Raw genomic sequence first — 16,749 nt, forward strand, 5'->3', positions numbered from 1 at the left:
AGGGCTTTTGTTTTAAAGTAGAAAACTCAAATGGCGCAGCAAATGGAATCCAATTTGAGAACCTGGATAAATTTGACGATCAAATTCGAACAGCGATGAGCCTGTCACTTTCCTGATTGCAGATATTGTTCGTTTGTGTGTACTTCTTGAAGCATTAAGCCTCGAATGGCAATCGAATTTTTATCGTCAATTCCTTTTAGCTTATAAACTCTCCTTCCCCAAATGCCATCCCCCTTCACTTTGCCAATCGCTTTGGCTGCTTTTAAATCCCCGCCCATATAATCGCTTGTAAGTTTACTGTTAAATTTGTATATAACACCGTTGCTGGAAATAACATCTCCATTTGATTCGATTATGTATGTTTCAAGATTCATAAATTTTATATCTATTACAGCTGCAACCGTTGCAATAATGCAGATCGCGGTTAGCAGGATTATACCGGCTCTCTTTACTTTCTTTCGATTTCCATTCATAAACTCCCTCCCAATTAGAACTAGGTTAATAATTTCAGATATTATTTCTATTATACACTGCCCGGCATAGACATTCCAAAATAATCCATAAACAAACATTCCCGCTCCAATGTTGAAAACTTCTCCATATAAAAAAATGACACTCGGTCGCCGCTCGAGTGTCATTACCAATTCGATTTGCAGAACCTTATAACGGTTCCTGTACAGTTAACCGGCGCTCACAGGAGAGCCTGTCACTCTGCCGCCTTCCCTGCGGCCGCCTGCGTCTCCGCTGCCTTGTGCGGGGGCACAAAGCAGCGCCGGCAGCGCGGCTCGTAGCTCTCCGTATCGCCGATTAGAAAAACCGGTCCAAGCTCAGCGGGCTTGCCGTTCACGATCCGCTGCGTGAAGGATGCGTGGGAATCGCCGCAAACCGCACAATAGGCAGTCAGCCGGACGATCTCGTCCGCTATCGCCATCAGGCTGCCCATGCTGCCAAACGGCTGGCCGCGGTAGTCCATATTCAGGCCGTCGCAAATGATTTGCTTCCCGCGGTAAGCCAGCTCTTGTACGAGCTGGACGATCTGCCCGGAAAAAAACTGCGCTTCGTCAAAAGCGACCACATCCACTTGCTCCGAATCCGCTGTGATGCGCTCCATCCAAGCGGTTGTCAGCTCCCTTGGAATACTGGCAGCCGGCAGGCTGTAGCCGATCCGGCTTACAATTTGCTCCGTCCCAAACCGGTTATCCTCTGCCGGCTTGTAGGCTTGAACCGTTTTGCGCCCGAATTGCTGCAGCTTCTGGCACCGTTTGATTAACTCGCCTGATTTTTCCGAGAACATTGGCCCGGTGATTACTGTAATGATGCCTCTTTCCATCGCCGAACCTGGCTCCTTTACAAGGTATTGTCTTCCGCTTATTTCAAATATGTCGTATAATAGTTTTGTTTGTCGTTTTGTGGCGAAGCAGTCTTGACGGAATGGATGCGGCTGCTGCCTTGTTCATTCGTGCGCCAAACCGCTCCAAAACAGCTGCTATTCCCGCAGCGCATCGTACAATTTGCTGCTCATAAGGCTTTCGCGGCCTTGCGCCCGTGCCGCCGCAGTCCGGCGGGAACGGAGCTCTTGCGTCAATTCCAGGTTCTCCTTAACCAGCCCTTCTATGTACTCAAGCAATTCCGGAACGGTGTAGCCGGCATCTATATATAGTTTCTCAAGCGCTTTTTTTGCGCTCTCCAGCGTCATTTGATTTTCCATTTTGACCTCCATAAAATCTATAAAATGCTACTATCTCATCATATCTCTATCTGTTAAAATAGTCGAGTGCGCCAAATCCCGCGCCACGCCTGGGATCCTAATTTTTCGTTGACGACTCCTATATATTGATGTAAAATCAATCACATCAACTACATATTGATGAATTGCGGCAAAATGGCCTACATACTGAACATTTAAACTGCTAGCGCATCTGGTTAATTTAGATGAACCGGAGCGCTTTTTGATTGCTGTAATTCAATAGGAGTGATAGAGAGATGCTGATTGTTTACGATTCCAAAACTGGAAATGTCAAGCGATTTATTAACAAACTGAATATGCGGGCAATTCCAATTGAGGAGCACCAGAAGGTGGACGAGCCTTACGTGCTTGTCACGTATACAACCGGCTTCGGACAAGTTCCGGAGAAGGTCAAATCGTTTCTCTCACGCAATAACAAGTTATTGAAAGGGGTATCGGCCAGCGGGAACCGCAACTGGGGCACCGGCTTTGCCAAAAGCGCAGACACGATATCCGAAATGTATGGGGTTCCGGTAATTAATAAATTCGAGCTTTCAGGAACGGCTCAAGATATGGAACAATTTGTCGAAAGGGTGCGGATCATTGAAGCATATTGAATTAAACAACGAATTGATGCAGCGTGGAGCCGATGGCTTCTATCAGCTTGACAAAGATAAAGAAGCGGTTGCGGCCTTTATGGAAGAAGTGGAAGAAAAAACGCTGAAGTTCGGATCCTTGCGCGAAAAGCTTGATTATTTGATCGACAACGATTATTACGATAATGTGTTTGAGAGCTATACGTACGAGCAGGTGGAATCGGTATTCAACCTGACAGCAAGCAGCGGTTTCCGTTTTGAGTCGTACATGGCGATTTCCAAATTTTACAAAGACTATGCAATGAAAACGAATGATAAAAGCAAATATTTGGAGCAATACCCGGATCGCGTCGCGATTGTAGCGCTGCATCTCGGCGAAGGCGATATCGCCAAAGCGACCCGCATCGCGGAAGCGATGATCGAGCAGCGCCTGCAGCCGGCGACGCCAACGTTCCTGAACGCGGGCAAAAGCCGCCGCGGCGAGCTTGTATCGTGCTTCCTGCTGGAGATGGATGACTCGCTCAACTCGATCAATTATGTGATCGGCACTTGCATGCAGCTGTCCAAAATCGGCGGCGGCGTAGCCGTCAACTTGTCGAAGCTGCGCGGACGCGGCGAGCCGATCAAAGGCGTAGCCGGTGCAGCCAAAGGCATTATGCCGGTGCTGAAGCTGATGGAGGATGCGTTCTCCTATGCCGACCAGATGGGTCAGCGCAAAGGCTCGGGCGCAGGGTACTACAATATTTTTGGCTGGGACGTTATCGAGTTTCTGGACTCCAAAAAAATTAACGCCGACGAAAAGCTGCGCATCAAAACGCTGTCGATCGGCCTGATCATACCAAACAAATTTTACGAGCTTGCCGCTCAGAACAAACCGCTTGTTGTATTCGGCCCTTATTCCGTATATAAAGCCTACGGCAAACATCTGGACGATCTCGACATGGACGAAATGTACGACGAGCTGCTGGCGAACGACCAAGTGACGAAAAAAACCGTTATGAGCGCACGCGACATGATGACGAAGATCGCTTCGATTCAGCTGGAATCGGGTTACCCGTACATCGTAAACAAGTCCAACGCGAACCGCGTCCATGCGTTAAAAGATATCGGCCAAATTAAAATGTCCAACTTGTGCACGGAAATATTCCAGCTGCAAGAGACATCTACGATTAACGATTACGGGATTGACGATGTCATCCGCAGAGATATCAGCTGCAACCTCGCTTCCTTGAATATTGTGAACGTGATGGAAACGGGCAAAATCAGAGATTCGATCCGCGTCGGCATCGAAGCGCTCACGACGGTAAGCGACCTGTCGCAAATCGACAACGCGCCGGGCGTACGCCGCGCTAACAGCGAGCTGCATGCGGTTGGCCTTGGCGCCATGAACCTGAACGGCTTCCTGGCGAAAAACAAAATCGCTTATGAAAGCGCCGAAGCACGCGAATTCGCAAGCACGTTCTTCATGATGATGAATTTCTATTCGATCGAGCAAAGCATGGAAATTGCCCGCGACCGCGGCGAGACGTTTAAAGATTTTGACAAATCCGAATATGCCAAAGGCACATTCTTCACGCGTTATGTGGACAAAGATTTCCGTCCGCAATCGGACCGCGTCAAAGCGCTGTTCGAAGGCATCCACGTTCCTTCGCCGGAAGATTGGGCGCAGCTGGCCGAGCAAGTGAAGAAGCATGGCTTGTACCATGCGTACCGCCTTGCAATCGCGCCAACGCAAAGCATTTCGTACATTCAGAATTCGACGTCCAGCGTGATGCCGATCGTAGAACATATCGAAACGCGGACATATGCGAACTCGACGACATATTACCCGATGCCGTTCCTGAGCGCGGAAACGCAATGGTACTACAAATCGGCGTACAACATCGACCAGTTCCGCCTGATTGACATGATTGCGGAAATTCAACAGCACGTTGACCAAGGCATTTCGACGGTGCTTCACGTCAACAGCACAGTATCGACGCGCGAACTTGCCCGCTTCTACATTTACGCGGCGCAAAAAGGGCTGAAGTCGCTTTATTACACGCGTACGAAAAAACTGTCGATCGAAGAATGCACAAGCTGTGCGGTTTAATTCGATTTCGGTTAAACGCGGTTTATTCCAAAAATAGAGGATGATAAGACAATGAGAGGCGGGCGCTTGCTCGCCCGTTGTCTTCTTATATAAAGGAGCCATTGCCTGATGAAAGCAGTGAACTGGAACCGGCCAGACGACGATTTTACATTAACGTTCTGGCAGCAAAATATTATGCAGTTTTGGACGGACGATGAGATTCCGCTCTCCGACGACAAGATGGACTGGATGGCGATGACGGATGACGAGCGCACCGTCTACAAGCATGTACTGGGCGGCTTGACGCTGCTGGACACGCTGCAAGGCGGCGTCGGCATGCCGAAGGTGCTGGAGCATGTGGAAGGCTTGCAGCGCAAAGCGGTGCTTGGCTTTATGTCGATGATGGAGCAGATCCACGCCAAGTCGTACAGCAGCATTTTTACGACGCTGGCTTCTACAGAAGAAATCGACGAGATTTTCAACTGGGTGGAGCGCAACGAACAGCTGCAGTTTAAAGCGAAGCTGATTGAATCGTGGTACACCAGCATCAGTTCGAAGCAAGACTTGTTCAAAGCAATGGCGGCTTCGGTCTTCCTCGAAAGCTACTTGTTCTACAGCGGCTTTTTCTACCCGCTTTATTTGGCCGGACAAGGCAAGATGACGAGCAGCGGCGAAATTATCGACCTCATTCTTCGCGACGAAAGCATCCACGGCTTGTACGTCGGTACGCTGGCGCAGGAGCTGTACCAGGAATTTGCGCCGGACGTGCAGGAGAAGCTGAAAGGTGAGCTGCTGGAGCTGCTGCAAACGTTGTACGCGAACGAAGAGGTGTACACCGATCAGCTGTATTCGGCTATCGGCCTCCAGGACGAAGTGAAAACGTATGTGCGTTACAACGCTAACAAAGCATTGATGAACCTTGGCTTTGATCCGTTTTTCCCGGACGAGCCGGTTAATCCGATTGTATTTAACGGGATCAGCACGCATACGAAGCAGCATGACTTTTTCTCGAAAAAAGGCAACGGCTACGTTCGGGCGATCAACATTGAGCCGTTATCCGACGATGATTTTGTGTTTTAAGCTACAATAAGAGGCTGGGAACCTCAGGACTGCAAGCACAGTTGCAGTCCTGAGGTTTTTTATTGCGGAGAAACATAAATCCGGCGGCTGCCGTCCATAATGGAGGAGGTGATGGGATGCAGAGCAAGCGGAATAGACTGCGCCAACGTGCGAGACTCCAGGCCAAAGGGATTCAGCTGGCCATGCTGCTGCTTATTATGGCGCTGCTGCTGGCAAGCTGCCGGACTGTAGAGGAGATGGCAGGCACCCCCATGAAGGAGACAGAGGAGCATGCGGCTAAGGAGACAGAGGAACAGTCTGCCAAGCGGCCGGAAGGTCAAGCGAATTCACCTATGCCGGCCGAGATGCCGGATGATTTTGCTTTTGCCGTTCAGTACGGAGTGACAAGCAAAAACCGGATCGATACGTTTGAGCATCGCGTCACGAAAGATCTGGTGTCGGACGGCACGGCTGACGCCGAACTTCAGTTAAGCCGGGAAGAGCTGGAGTCCATTTATGCGAAGATGCGGGAAATGAACGTTACCGGGCTGGCGAATTTAAACGTAGAGCATCCAAGCTGCCAGCAAATTCCGTACACGGACGACAGCTGGACCATTCGGCTAGGCGGCAAGCAATATTATTTGGCTTGGACAGGGAAGTATTGCGAGCTGACGCAGGACGCCAAGTCGCTGCAGGAGCTGCGGGACTACATAGCTGCTATGGTGCAGAAAAAAGAAGCGTACAAGCAATTGCCGACAGCCAGAGGCGGTTACGATTAAAAAACGGTTAATGGCGGCCGGTATTACGACTATTCACAGCCATTCATTCATGGTACACTACTGTGGACAATAGGTTTCTATCCAGGCGGTTTAGCCCCGACCTATCGAAGGAGGAATACGCATGGACAATTGTTCAATTATTACAAGACCTTCACTTAATTTGGTAGGCATCAGCTATTGCGGTCCCTATTCCACGCTGCCGGATGAGGCGATTCGCCTGCAAACCGAAATGCTGGCAAAAAAATATTTGCTGGGTGACCATATTCGATCGACTGTCTTGTACAGCCCGTATTTTGGCAATGAAGTATTCGCCGCCTACTGGGCCTGCTACGAAGTACAGCATATGAGTGAAGTACCGGAAGGAATGGTACAGTTCACGATCCCGGAGCATCGATACGCAACGGTTGATTGCTCGAATAAACGGATTGGCGAAGGTTATGAGCAGCTGTTTGCATGGATGCAGGAAAATGAGCTGGAGAAAAACGAACATGCCGTAGCGCTCGAAATTTTTTATGTGGATGAACCTCATTTGGAAGAAATTCCGGTTGAGCTGCTCATTCCGATCAAATAAATGAGATATGACAAAAAGGACTTTGAAAGTCCTCTTTTTTTTCGCTGAATAGACGAACAGGTGGAAGGATCTGAAAGAGATAAAGCCAATCTATATGGTTGACAGTTTCACGTCAGAGCCGTTCCGCGGCAATCCCGCGGCCGTATGTTTGCTGGATAAAGCAGAGGACGGGCAATGGATGCAGCAGGTTGCGGCGGAAATGAACGTGTCGGAAACGGCGTTTGTATATCCGGAAGCGGGATTATGGCGGCTGAGATGGTTTACGCCAGTTGTCGAGGAGCGGCTTTGCGGCCATGCGACATTGGCAGCCGCTCATATTTTATGGCAGTCGGGACGGCTGCAGCCGGGCGAGACGGCCCGTTTTATGACGCTGAGCGGGCAGCTGACCGCTCAGCAGAATGGAGCCGGCGGCATTACGCTCGATTTTCCGTCAGAGCCGGTACAGCCCGTGGAGACTGAACAGGCGCTAATCGAAGCATTAGGTCTTATTCCGCGATATACCGGGCGGAACCGGCTTGATTTGCTTGTGGAAGTCGACAGCGAGCAGACTGTGCGCCAGCTGCGCCCGGACATGGCGCTGCTGGCCAAGTTGGACTGCCGCGGCGTTATTGTAACAAGCCGGGCAGCCGGCAGCGGCTATGATTTTGTTTCTCGTTTTTTTGCGCCAATGGACGGTATTTCGGAAGATCCGGTTACCGGCTCGGCCCATTGCGCGTTAGCTCCATATTGGGGCAAACGGCTTCGGCGCGATTCGCTGGTCGGGTATCAAGCTTCGGCGAGGGGCGGGTACGTGGCGGTGCAGCTTGCAGGGGACCGCGTCCGGCTGACCGGGGAAGCGGTAACCGTTATGAAAGGATCATTGGAGGTATAATCAAGATGAATGCGTTTAAACTGCCCCGCGAGCAAAAGGAGCAGCTGATCAGCAGCTTGCAGCGTTTTTTTGAAATGGAGCGTTCCGAAAGCATCGGCTCCGTAGCTGCCGAACAGCTGCTGGATCATATGCTGCAGGAGCTTGGCCCTTTTATTTATAATCAAGCTATAACGGATGCCAGACAAACGGTGATGGAACGTATGCAGGCGATGGAAGATGAACTGTATGCGCTGGAGAAAAGCTCTTCCGGGAGCAAACGTAAATAATAATCGAGATGAAAATGAAAAGGTGGCTGCATTAGCGAAGGGAGCTGGGAAGACAGTGACTCATATCACGCTTGTCCGCCATGGCATAACCGCTTGGAATAAAGAAGGCCGGGCGCAAGGGCATACGAACAATCCGCTGGATGAAGAAGGTTTCCGGCAGGCGGAAGCAGTTGCTGCAAGGCTTGGCGCCGAGCATTGGGATGCCGTCTACTCCAGCGATCTGCTGCGCGCCCGGCAGACTGCGGAAACGATTGCGGCGCGAGCGGGGAATCCGCCCTTATATTTGGATCAGCGGCTGCGCGAAATGGGCGGCGGGCTCATTGAGGGCACGACGATGGCGGAGCGGATCGAACGATTTGGCCACGACTGGCGGGAGAAGAAGCTGGGGATCGAGACCAAAACGTCAGGAATGGATCGCGGCGGAGAAGTGCTGGAAGAGATTGCGGCCAAACATCCGGACGGCCGCATCCTTGTTGTCAGCCATGGCGCCATTATCCGTCACGCGCTGATGAAGCTGCTCCCGGATTTGAATGTGGATGAGCTGCTTGGCAATACTGCCGTTACACGCATACGTAAAACAGCGGAAGGCTGGCAGTGCGATTTGTACAACTGCACGGATCATTTGAACGAACGATAAAATAACTGCGTCGAAGACAGTACATAAGCTTGGCAACAAGCAGAAGCGGAAGGAGGCGCTTTTTGTGCAAAAAATAGCGATTATTTCGGATATTCACGGGAATGTGCCTGCGCTGGAAGCCGTTCTTCGCGATGTCGACCTGCGCCGGGTTGACCGGCTGATTTGTCTTGGAGATTTGATTGGCAAAGGTCCGGGTTCAGATGTGTGCGTGGATCTTGTCCGGAGCCATTGCGATACGGTTGTTATGGGCAACTGGGACGATTTCATAGCGACGCCAAGCGATATTGACGTTGCAGTCTGGCACCGTTCTTTGCTTGGCGAAGAGCGTCTCGCTTATTTGGCTTCCCTCCCTTTCTCGGCCGAATTTGTATTAAGCGGCAAATATGTAAGGCTGTTTCACGCTTCTCCGCGCAGCCTGTATGAGCGGATCCAGCCATGGGATGAGGCGGCTAAACGGCTGTCGCTGTTTGAAGCATCCGAGCGGTGCCAGGAGTGGTGTGCGGCTGATGTCGCCGGTTACGGAGACATTCATAATGCCTATATGCAATACATGGAAGGCAAGCTGCTGTTTAATGCCGGAAGTGTCGGCAATCCGCTGGATGTTCCTAAAGCTTCTTATGTCATCCTGGAAGGCCAATACGGAAGCGGGCAGGATGCGCCTATTGATCTCCAGTTTGTACGTGTTGCTTATAATATTGAAGAGGCGGTGTCGCAGGCGGAAGCATCCGGAATGCCTCATTTGGAGCCGTATGTAAGAGAGCTTCGCACAGCCCGTTATGCCCGAAGCTGAACGGATGGCTGCAGCGCAGCCCTTAACCTGCTCTTCATCAAATCGAAATGAATGAAACACAAAAGCCGGCCCAACAGGGCCGGCTTTGTGTTTGGATATAGAACAATCCTATTTGTTTATAGAAATGCTTTATGTTCGATTGTGCGAATGGTATGCGGGTGGTAAAGTGGGTTTAAGTTAATTCTGACAAAACCTATAGGAATAAATTAAAAAGGGAAAAAGGGTGTGGATACGATGAGTACAAAGAGACAAATCAAGCTGGGAGCTATTATTCATGGAGTCGGAAGCAGCACATCGCTGTGGCGCCATCCGGACATTCAGGCGGATGCCAGCATTAATATTGATTTCTATAAAAAACAAGCGCTGAAAGCGGAAGAAGGCAAGTTTGATCTTCTGTTTATCGCGGACGGCTTATATATCAATGAAAAATCGATTCCGCATTTTTTGAACCGGTTTGAGCCCATTACGATCCTCTCGGCTCTCGCTTCGATTACGACAAATATCGGCCTTGTCGGGACATTGTCCACTTCCTACAGCGAACCGTTTACGGTGGCCCGCCAGTTCGCTTCGATTGACCATATTAGCGGCGGCCGCGCCGGCTGGAACGTCGTAACGTCTCCGCTGGAAGGCTCGGCTCTTAATTTCAGCAAAAAAGAACATCCGACACATGATCAGCGCTACCGGATTGCAGAAGAGTATTTGGAAGTAGCCAAAGGGCTGTGGGATTCGTGGGAAGATGACGCATTTGTACGGAATAAGGAAACCGGCGTTTTCTTCGATCCAAGCAAAATGCACCGCTTAAACCATGAAGGCGAGTTTTTCTCGGTGCAAGGTCCGCTTAATATTGCGCGCTCAAAGCAAGGACACCCGGTCGTATTCCAAGCCGGTTCTTCGGACAGCGGCCGCAGGCTGGCTGCCAAAACGGCGGATGCGGTGTTCACCGGCCATGAAACGATTGAAGAAGCTAAAGCTTTTTACAGCGATGTTAAGAAACGGGCAGCTGAATTTGGCCGCTCCGCAGACGAAATTCTGATCTTCCCTGGAATTGGTCCGATTATCGGGCAAACCGCCGAAGAAGCGGAACGCAAATACCAGGAAGTTGCCGATCTGGTCAGCATCGAGGATGCCCTGCAATATTTGGGCCGTTACTTCGATCATTTGGATTTCTCCCAGTTCCCGCTGGATGAACCGTTCCCGGATTTGGGCGAAGCAGGTAAAAACAGCTTCCGCAGCACGACGGACCGGATTAAGCAAAAAGCGAAGGAAAAGGGGCTTACGCTGCGGCAGGTGGCACGTGAAGCCGCAACGCCGCGCAGCCGGTTTATCGGCACGCCTGAGCAAATTGCCGATCAAGTTCAACAATGGTTTGAAGAAGGGGCGGCGGACGGTTTTATTATAGGCGGCGGCGTTCCGAATGCGCTGGAAGATTTTGTGGAGCAAGTAGTTCCAATTTTGCAAGCACGCGGGTTGTACCGCACCGAATATGAATCAGATACGCTTCGCGGCAATTTGGGGCTGGCTGTTCCGGTGAACCGCTATACGAAGCAGCATGAGAACAGCCTGATTTAATGACTTGAATGGATAAGAACTTTGGAGATGGGGCGTGTATACAGATATGAAACCATTATCAGCGATATTCAAACATACGGCATGGATTACAGCACTAGTATTGGTATTAACGGCATGCTCCGGCAACAGCGGTTCCGGCGGGACTAACACCGGCAGCAAGCCGGATAGCGGACAAAGCCCGGCTGCTACGCAAGCAGCTGCGCAGGGCGGAGATTTAAGCTTTGCGCTCGCGACTTCCCCTGATACGCTTGATCCGGCGCGCAGCGGCCTTGCCGTTGCAATCCGGGTATACCGCGCATTGTTCGATAATCTGGTCGTCCAGCTGCCGGATAGCTCAATTAAACCATGGCTGGCAACGGAATGGACCATTTCGGATGACGGCTTGGATTATACGTTTAAGCTGCGTCAGGATGTCAAATTCCATGACGGGACGCCGTTTAATGCGGATGCAGTCAAATTCAGCTTCGAGCGTATTTTGGATCCTGCTACGAAGTCGGGCAACGCGCTGGCGCTGCTGACGCCGCTGGAATCGGTAGACGTCATTGACGATTATACGGTGAAGCTGCATTTGAGCAAACCTTCCCGCGCCTTTTTAACCAATTTGAGCTCGGCGTCGCTCAGCATCGTCTCGCCGGCTGCAGTCGCCAAATACGGCGATCAATTTGGCCAAAATCCGGTAGGGACCGGACCGTTTATTTTCGTCAAATGGGATCAGAACCAGCAAATCGTGCTGAAGCGTAACCCGGACTACAAGTGGGCGCCTGAAACGATCGAAAATAAAGGCGCTCCTTATCTGGATACCCTTACATTTAAAATTGTAACCGAAGAAGCTACGCGGATCGGCAGCGTACAAAGCGGCCAAGTGCTGGCGGCTGAAACCGTCCCGCCGCAAAATGTGCTGGCCCTCAAAAACGACAGCAAAACCCAGCTGATTCAAGTGAATACAAGCGGATTGCCTTATACGCTGTTTATTAATGAGAAAAAAGAGCCTTGGAACGATCTGAAGGCACGGCAGGCGCTTCAATACGGCATTGATGTCGCTACGATCGTCAAAACGCTGTATCTCGGCACTTATGATCAGGCCTGGTCGGCGCTGGCGCCTGGAATGACCGGCTATGACGCATCGCTTGAAAACGCGCTGAAGCCGGACCCTGCCAAAGCCGGCCAATTGCTTGACGAGCTGGGCTGGGTCAAAGGCGCGGACGGCATACGCGAAAAAGACGGCAAACAGCTGACGTTAAATTATGTTGACGGCAGCCCGAACCGGGAAAAACGGAACGATATCGCCGTCATGATCCAGCAGCAGCTGAAAGCGATCGGCATTAAAGTCAATGTGAACATTACAAAAGATACGACAACGGTTGTATATACAAACGGCGATTACGACATTTACGGCAACAGCCAGGTCAATGTGGATCCGAACGCGCTGTACCAGTTTTACCATACGCCGGCTCAAGGCGCGCGGCCTACCATTGCGAACTATTCTAATCCGGAAACGGATGCGCTGCTGGAACAAGCCGCGGTGGAGAAGGACGATGCCAAACGGGCGGATCTCTATAAGCAAATCCAGCAAAAAATTTCGGCTGATGCGGTCATCATTCCGATCTATGTATTCCCTTATACAGTGGCAGCTGCCAAATCGGTTCAAGGCCTGAAGTTTGATTTGACCGGATACCCTTGGTTTAACGATACATCCATTCAAAAGTAATGCGGAAGGAGGGCTGGCGGCCATGATAAAAGCGATTGCTGTAAAGCTGTTTACCTCGTTGCTTGTTGTTGCAGGCTCCTTGCTTCTTGTATTTACAATCCTGTACTTGCTTCCGGGCGATCCGGTAGATTCCATTCTGGATCCGACGCAAGCGACGCCTGAAATGATTGCCAATTTGCGGGCGCAGCTTGGAACCGATCAGCCCTATTACGTGCAGTTGTTCCATTATTTCGGGCATATGGCGAGAGGCGACTTTGGCGAGTCGCTTCTCACCTCCGAACCGGTATTGCCCAAAATACTCGACAACTTCCCTGCAACGTTGTCGCTGACACTTACCAGTGCGGCAGTATCGGTTGTTGTAGGCGTGCTGCTTGGCGTGCTGTCGGCTATCCATCGCAATAAGCCAATTGATATTATCGCGAGAATCGTCGGTTTGTTTGGCATTTCGATGCCGACTTTCTGGTCAGGCATTCTGCTGCTGCTCGTTTTTTCCATCCATTGGGGCTGGTTTCCTGCAATGGGCTCGGACGGCTGGCGGACGCTCGTGCTGCCTTCCATTACATTGGGCCTTATCGGAGCAGGTTTTATTGTAAGGATGGTTCGCAACAGCATGCTGGAAGTAATTAACGAAAGCTTTATCGTAACGCTGCGCTCCAAAGGATTGACAGAGCGTGCTGTTATGTACCGCCACGCGCTCCGCAACGCTCTGATCCCGGCGGTAACGCTGATGGGAACGCTTGTAGGCGAGATGCTGGCCGGCACTGTCGTCATCGAAACGGTGTTTGCACGGCAGGGCATTGGCCGGATTATATCGGACGCGCTGATGGCGAAAGATTTTCCCGTTGTACAGGGCGTTATCTTCTTTACGGCTATCATCTATGTTGCCGTCAACCTGATCGTTGACTTATCGTATTCCTTTATTGACCCGCGGGTCAGAAGATCGGCCTGATTGAAAGGAGGAGACGCATATGAAGCCTTCAGCTGCCGCAAGCCCTTCTTGGCGCTTTGGTAATAAAGCTGATACGTCTTCCCGCCCGTTAGCGGCGTTGACTGCTTCCCGGCTGTTCGTTTACGGAGCCGGGCTTGTTTTGCTATTTATCGTGTTGTGTGCGATTGTCCCGGGGTGGATTGCCCCATATTCGCCAACGGAGATGAAGACGGATCAAATTTTACAGGGGCCAAGTCTGGCTCATCCGTTTGGCATTGATTACTTTGGCCGGGACGTCTTCAGCCTGGTTGTATACGGCAGCCGTGATTCGTTGTTTATCGGCGTAATGTCGGTACTCGTCGGCGGCATCGTTGGCGGAGCCATCGGCGCAGTATCCGGCTATATCGGCGGCATTATTGACACGGTATTTATGCGGATTATTGACATTTTGATGACGATACCCGGCATATTGCTTGCGCTCGCGATTGCTGCTGCCCTTGGGCCGAGCTTGTTTAATATTGTACTGGCGGTAGCGGTCTCGTCGATTCCTGGTTATGCGAGGGTCATGCGGGGCCAGATGCTCAGCATTAAAAACCGTCCTTATATTACCGCTTCCCGTTCCATTGGCGTATCGCAGTTCGGCATTTTTTGGAAGCATGTGCTGCCTAACTCATTGTCTCCAATGCTCGTTATGGCGACGCTTGGCATCGGAAGCGCGATATTGGCCGGGTCGGGACTAAGTTTTCTGGGCCTTGGCGTGTTGCGGGAAATCCCGGACTGGGGCACGCTGCTCGCACAAGGGAGAAGTTATTTGACGGTAGCCTGGTGGATATGTACCTTTCCCGGGCTGGCAATTACGCTGTTTGTGCTTGCCGTCAATTTGCTGGGCGACAAGCTGAGGGACCATTGGGACCCGAAAAAAAGCCGCATTTAACGAAAGCCGGAACCGGATGTGAACCCGGGGCCGGTCTGCGCGAGCGGACAGATGGGGGGCGGAATGATGAAGCAATTGCTGGAAATTGAGCGCCTTTCGGTGCAATTTCATACTAAAAACGGGCCGCTGCAGGCGCTGCGCGAAGTATCGCTGTCCATCCGGCAAGGAGAAACAGTGTGCCTGGTAGGAGAGTCGGGCAGCGGCAAAACGATAACTTCTAAAGCGGTAATGCGTCTTATTGATTACGAAAATGGGCGCATTACAGACGGCCGCATTGTGCTGGACGGCATTGATATCGGCTCGTTGCCGCAAAAGGAGCTTCGCGCGCTTCGGGGCAAAAAAATGGCGATGGTGTTCCAGGAGCCGATGGCGGCTTTTGATCCGGTTTATACGATTGGCCATCAAATGACGGAAACAATTATGGTGCATGACCGGAAAAACAAGGCGGAAGCGTGGGAGCATTCCGTCCGGCTGCTGGAGAGGGTAGGGATTCCGGAGCCGGAAATTCGCATGAAGCAATATCCCGGCGAGCTTTCCGGGGGCATGCTGCAGCGCGCTATGATCGCTATGGCGTTATGCTGCGGACCGGAACTGCTTATTGCGGATGAACCGACGACGGCGCTGGATGTTACGATTCAGGCGCAAATTTTGCATTTGCTGCAAAGTTTGAAGCAGGAGCTGGGCATGTCGATTTTGCTTATTACGCATGATCTTGGCATCGCCGCTGAAATTGCGGACCGGGTTGTCGTCATGTATGCCGGGAGTGTCGTGGAGCAAGGGGCGACCGGCGAGCTGTTTGAGCAGCCCCGCCACCCTTATACACGCGGCCTTCTTCATTCTGTGGCAACGCTGGATACGCAGCGCGGCTCCAGGCTTCATTCCATCCCCGGCTCCATCCCCAGCTTGTCGGCTTTGCCGGAAGGCTGCTTGTTTCACCCCCGCTGCCCTTATGCGACGGACAAATGCGGTTCGGAAGCGCCGCCTCTTGTTTCAGACAACGGCAGAGAAGCCGCATGCTGGCATTCAAATGAACTGATTGCAAGCGAAGGATGGCAGAGGAAGCCGGAAACGCCGGACAGCCGTAAAGAAGCAGCGCGTGTACATGAACAGCCGCTTGTTCAAGTAAGCGGGCTGGCGGCGCAAGGCAGTACGCCGTATTTGGCGGCTGCTGCAGAGACGGATTACTGGCCGGTATCCGGAGGTGAGCAGGGAGAGGAACAGACGGATACGGAGCTGTTTCATATTAAGGGGCTGCGCAAATATTACCCGATTAAAGGGTCGATTCCCGGCCGGAACAAAGGGCATATTCATGCAGTCGATGATGTCAGTTTTACGATACGCAAAGGTGAAACATTTGGCCTGGTAGGCGAATCCGGGAGCGGCAAATCGACGCTTGGCCGCGTGCTGCTGCAGCTGGAGAAGGCGACCGCAGGCGAAGTGAGATTTCAAGATAAGCCGTTGACGGAGCTTGGCCGCAAAGGTTTGCATGGCATGCGGCGGGATATGCAAATGATATTTCAGGACCCGTACGGTTCCCTGGATCCACGCTGGACGGTTGGAGATATTGTCGGGGAGCCGCTCGCTGTGCACGAGTCCATAAGCAAACGGGAAATAAAGCAGCGTGTCGAACAGCTGTTGCAGGCTGTTGGGCTGGACCCTGCCGTGGCCGCTCGCCATCCGCATGAGTTTTCCGGCGGGCAGCGCCAGCGTATTGGCATTGCTAGGGCAATTGCATTAAATCCAAAGTTTATTTTGGCGGATGAGGCGGTGTCGGCTTTAGATGTGTCGGTCCAAGCTCAAATCGTTAATTTGCTGCAGGATTTGCAGCAGCAGATGGGCTTGACCTACTTGTTTATCGCTCACGGGCTGCAAGTTGTGCGTCATATCTCGGATCGTATTGGCGTTATGTATCTTGGCAAACTGGTTGAAATCGCGCCTAGCGAGGAATTGTTTCTTCACCCGGCTCACCCGTATACCCGGGCGCTTATTGCCTCGATACCGGATCCGGATCCGAAACGCAAACGCCAGCATACAGCGATTCAAGGCGAGATCCCTTCGCCGGCTAACCCGCCATCCGGCTGCAGATTTCATACGCGGTGCCCGTTGGCAACGAACAAGTGCCGGGAGACAGAGCCGCCGCTGGCTGCGGTAGGCGCCGGCCATTTGGCCGCTTGCCATTATCCGATTTAACCGGGTTGTTTCCTTACTTATCCATAAATTCCTTGGATATTGGTTGACATTGAC

General features: G+C 51.7%; 17 protein-coding genes. 14 read left to right on the forward strand and 3 right to left on the reverse strand.

Features of this window, described 5'->3' with window-relative positions; all coding sequences use genetic code 11:
- Window positions 1–104: 104 nt before the first annotated feature.
- The 3 genes from ET464_RS01850 to ET464_RS01860 form a co-directional block, all read right to left on the reverse strand.
- A complete protein-coding gene (locus ET464_RS01850; protein ID WP_129437751.1) occupies window positions 105–473 on the reverse strand; it encodes a hypothetical protein in 369 nt (122 codons plus the stop codon).
- Window positions 474–706: 233 nt separating this feature from the next.
- Entirely contained in the window at window positions 707–1,330 is a 624-nt protein-coding gene (locus tag ET464_RS01855; RefSeq protein ID WP_129437753.1) for a thymidine kinase, read from the reverse strand.
- Window positions 1,331–1,486: 156 nt separating this feature from the next.
- Window positions 1,487–1,708 (reverse strand): hypothetical protein, encoded by a 222-nt coding sequence (locus tag ET464_RS01860; RefSeq protein ID WP_129437755.1) that lies wholly within the window; start codon window positions 1,706–1,708, stop codon window positions 1,487–1,489.
- Window positions 1,709–1,983: 275 nt separating this feature from the next.
- Between ET464_RS01860 and nrdI the strand changes: the two genes are divergently transcribed.
- The 14 genes from nrdI (at window position 1,984) to ET464_RS20515 (ending at window position 16,695) form a co-directional block, all read left to right on the forward strand.
- The gene (nrdI, locus tag ET464_RS01865; RefSeq protein ID WP_129437757.1) at window positions 1,984–2,343 is read left to right on the forward strand and encodes a class Ib ribonucleoside-diphosphate reductase assembly flavoprotein NrdI; all 360 of its coding nucleotides are present in this window, start codon (window positions 1,984–1,986) and stop codon (window positions 2,341–2,343) included.
- Window positions 2,330–4,414, forward strand: coding sequence for a class 1b ribonucleoside-diphosphate reductase subunit alpha (gene nrdE, locus ET464_RS01870; protein ID WP_129437759.1), 2,085 nt, complete (start codon window positions 2,330–2,332; stop codon window positions 4,412–4,414). Before nrdI ends, nrdE begins: the two co-directional genes overlap by 14 nt.
- 108 nt (window positions 4,415–4,522) lie before the next feature.
- A complete protein-coding gene (gene nrdF, locus ET464_RS01875; protein WP_129437761.1) occupies window positions 4,523–5,473 on the forward strand; it encodes a class 1b ribonucleoside-diphosphate reductase subunit beta in 951 nt (316 codons plus the stop codon).
- Window positions 5,474–5,589: 116 nt separating this feature from the next.
- Window positions 5,590–6,231 (forward strand): hypothetical protein, encoded by a 642-nt coding sequence (locus ET464_RS01880; RefSeq protein WP_129437764.1) that lies wholly within the window; start codon window positions 5,590–5,592, stop codon window positions 6,229–6,231.
- 121 nt (window positions 6,232–6,352) lie between these two features.
- The gene (locus ET464_RS01885) at window positions 6,353–6,802 is read left to right on the forward strand and encodes a GyrI-like domain-containing protein (protein ID WP_129437766.1); all 450 of its coding nucleotides are present in this window, start codon (window positions 6,353–6,355) and stop codon (window positions 6,800–6,802) included.
- Window positions 6,803–6,896: 94 nt separating this feature from the next.
- Window positions 6,897–7,673 carry a PhzF family phenazine biosynthesis protein gene (locus tag ET464_RS01890; protein WP_208543885.1) on the forward strand — a complete coding sequence of 259 codons (777 nt, stop codon included), beginning with the start codon at window positions 6,897–6,899 and terminating at the stop codon, window positions 7,671–7,673.
- Between the two features lie 5 nt (window positions 7,674–7,678).
- A complete protein-coding gene (locus tag ET464_RS01895) occupies window positions 7,679–7,939 on the forward strand; it encodes a DUF2164 domain-containing protein (protein WP_129437770.1) in 261 nt (86 codons plus the stop codon).
- Between the two features lie 55 nt (window positions 7,940–7,994).
- A complete protein-coding gene (locus ET464_RS01900; RefSeq protein WP_129437772.1) occupies window positions 7,995–8,576 on the forward strand; it encodes a histidine phosphatase family protein in 582 nt (193 codons plus the stop codon).
- Between the two features lie 64 nt (window positions 8,577–8,640).
- Complete coding sequence (locus ET464_RS01905; RefSeq protein WP_129437774.1) at window positions 8,641–9,366, forward strand: metallophosphoesterase family protein; 726 nt, start codon at window positions 8,641–8,643, stop codon at window positions 9,364–9,366.
- 234 nt (window positions 9,367–9,600) lie between these two features.
- Window positions 9,601–10,935 (forward strand): LLM class flavin-dependent oxidoreductase, encoded by a 1,335-nt coding sequence (locus ET464_RS01910; RefSeq protein WP_129437776.1) that lies wholly within the window; start codon window positions 9,601–9,603, stop codon window positions 10,933–10,935.
- 46 nt (window positions 10,936–10,981) lie between these two features.
- Window positions 10,982–12,643 (forward strand): ABC transporter substrate-binding protein, encoded by a 1,662-nt coding sequence (locus ET464_RS01915; protein WP_129437778.1) that lies wholly within the window; start codon window positions 10,982–10,984, stop codon window positions 12,641–12,643.
- A 22-nt stretch (window positions 12,644–12,665) separates the two neighbouring features.
- A complete protein-coding gene (locus ET464_RS01920) occupies window positions 12,666–13,592 on the forward strand; it encodes an ABC transporter permease (RefSeq protein ID WP_129437780.1) in 927 nt (308 codons plus the stop codon).
- A gap of 19 nt (window positions 13,593–13,611) precedes the next feature.
- Complete coding sequence (locus tag ET464_RS01925) at window positions 13,612–14,505, forward strand: ABC transporter permease (protein WP_129437781.1); 894 nt, start codon at window positions 13,612–13,614, stop codon at window positions 14,503–14,505.
- Between the two features lie 66 nt (window positions 14,506–14,571).
- Complete coding sequence (locus ET464_RS20515) at window positions 14,572–16,695, forward strand: ABC transporter ATP-binding protein (RefSeq protein WP_208543918.1); 2,124 nt, start codon at window positions 14,572–14,574, stop codon at window positions 16,693–16,695.
- Window positions 16,696–16,749: the final 54 nt, after the last annotated feature.

It is taken from the genome of Paenibacillus protaetiae, from assembly GCF_004135365.1.
GTDB lineage: Bacteria > Bacillota > Bacilli > Paenibacillales > Paenibacillaceae > Paenibacillus_AP > Paenibacillus_AP protaetiae.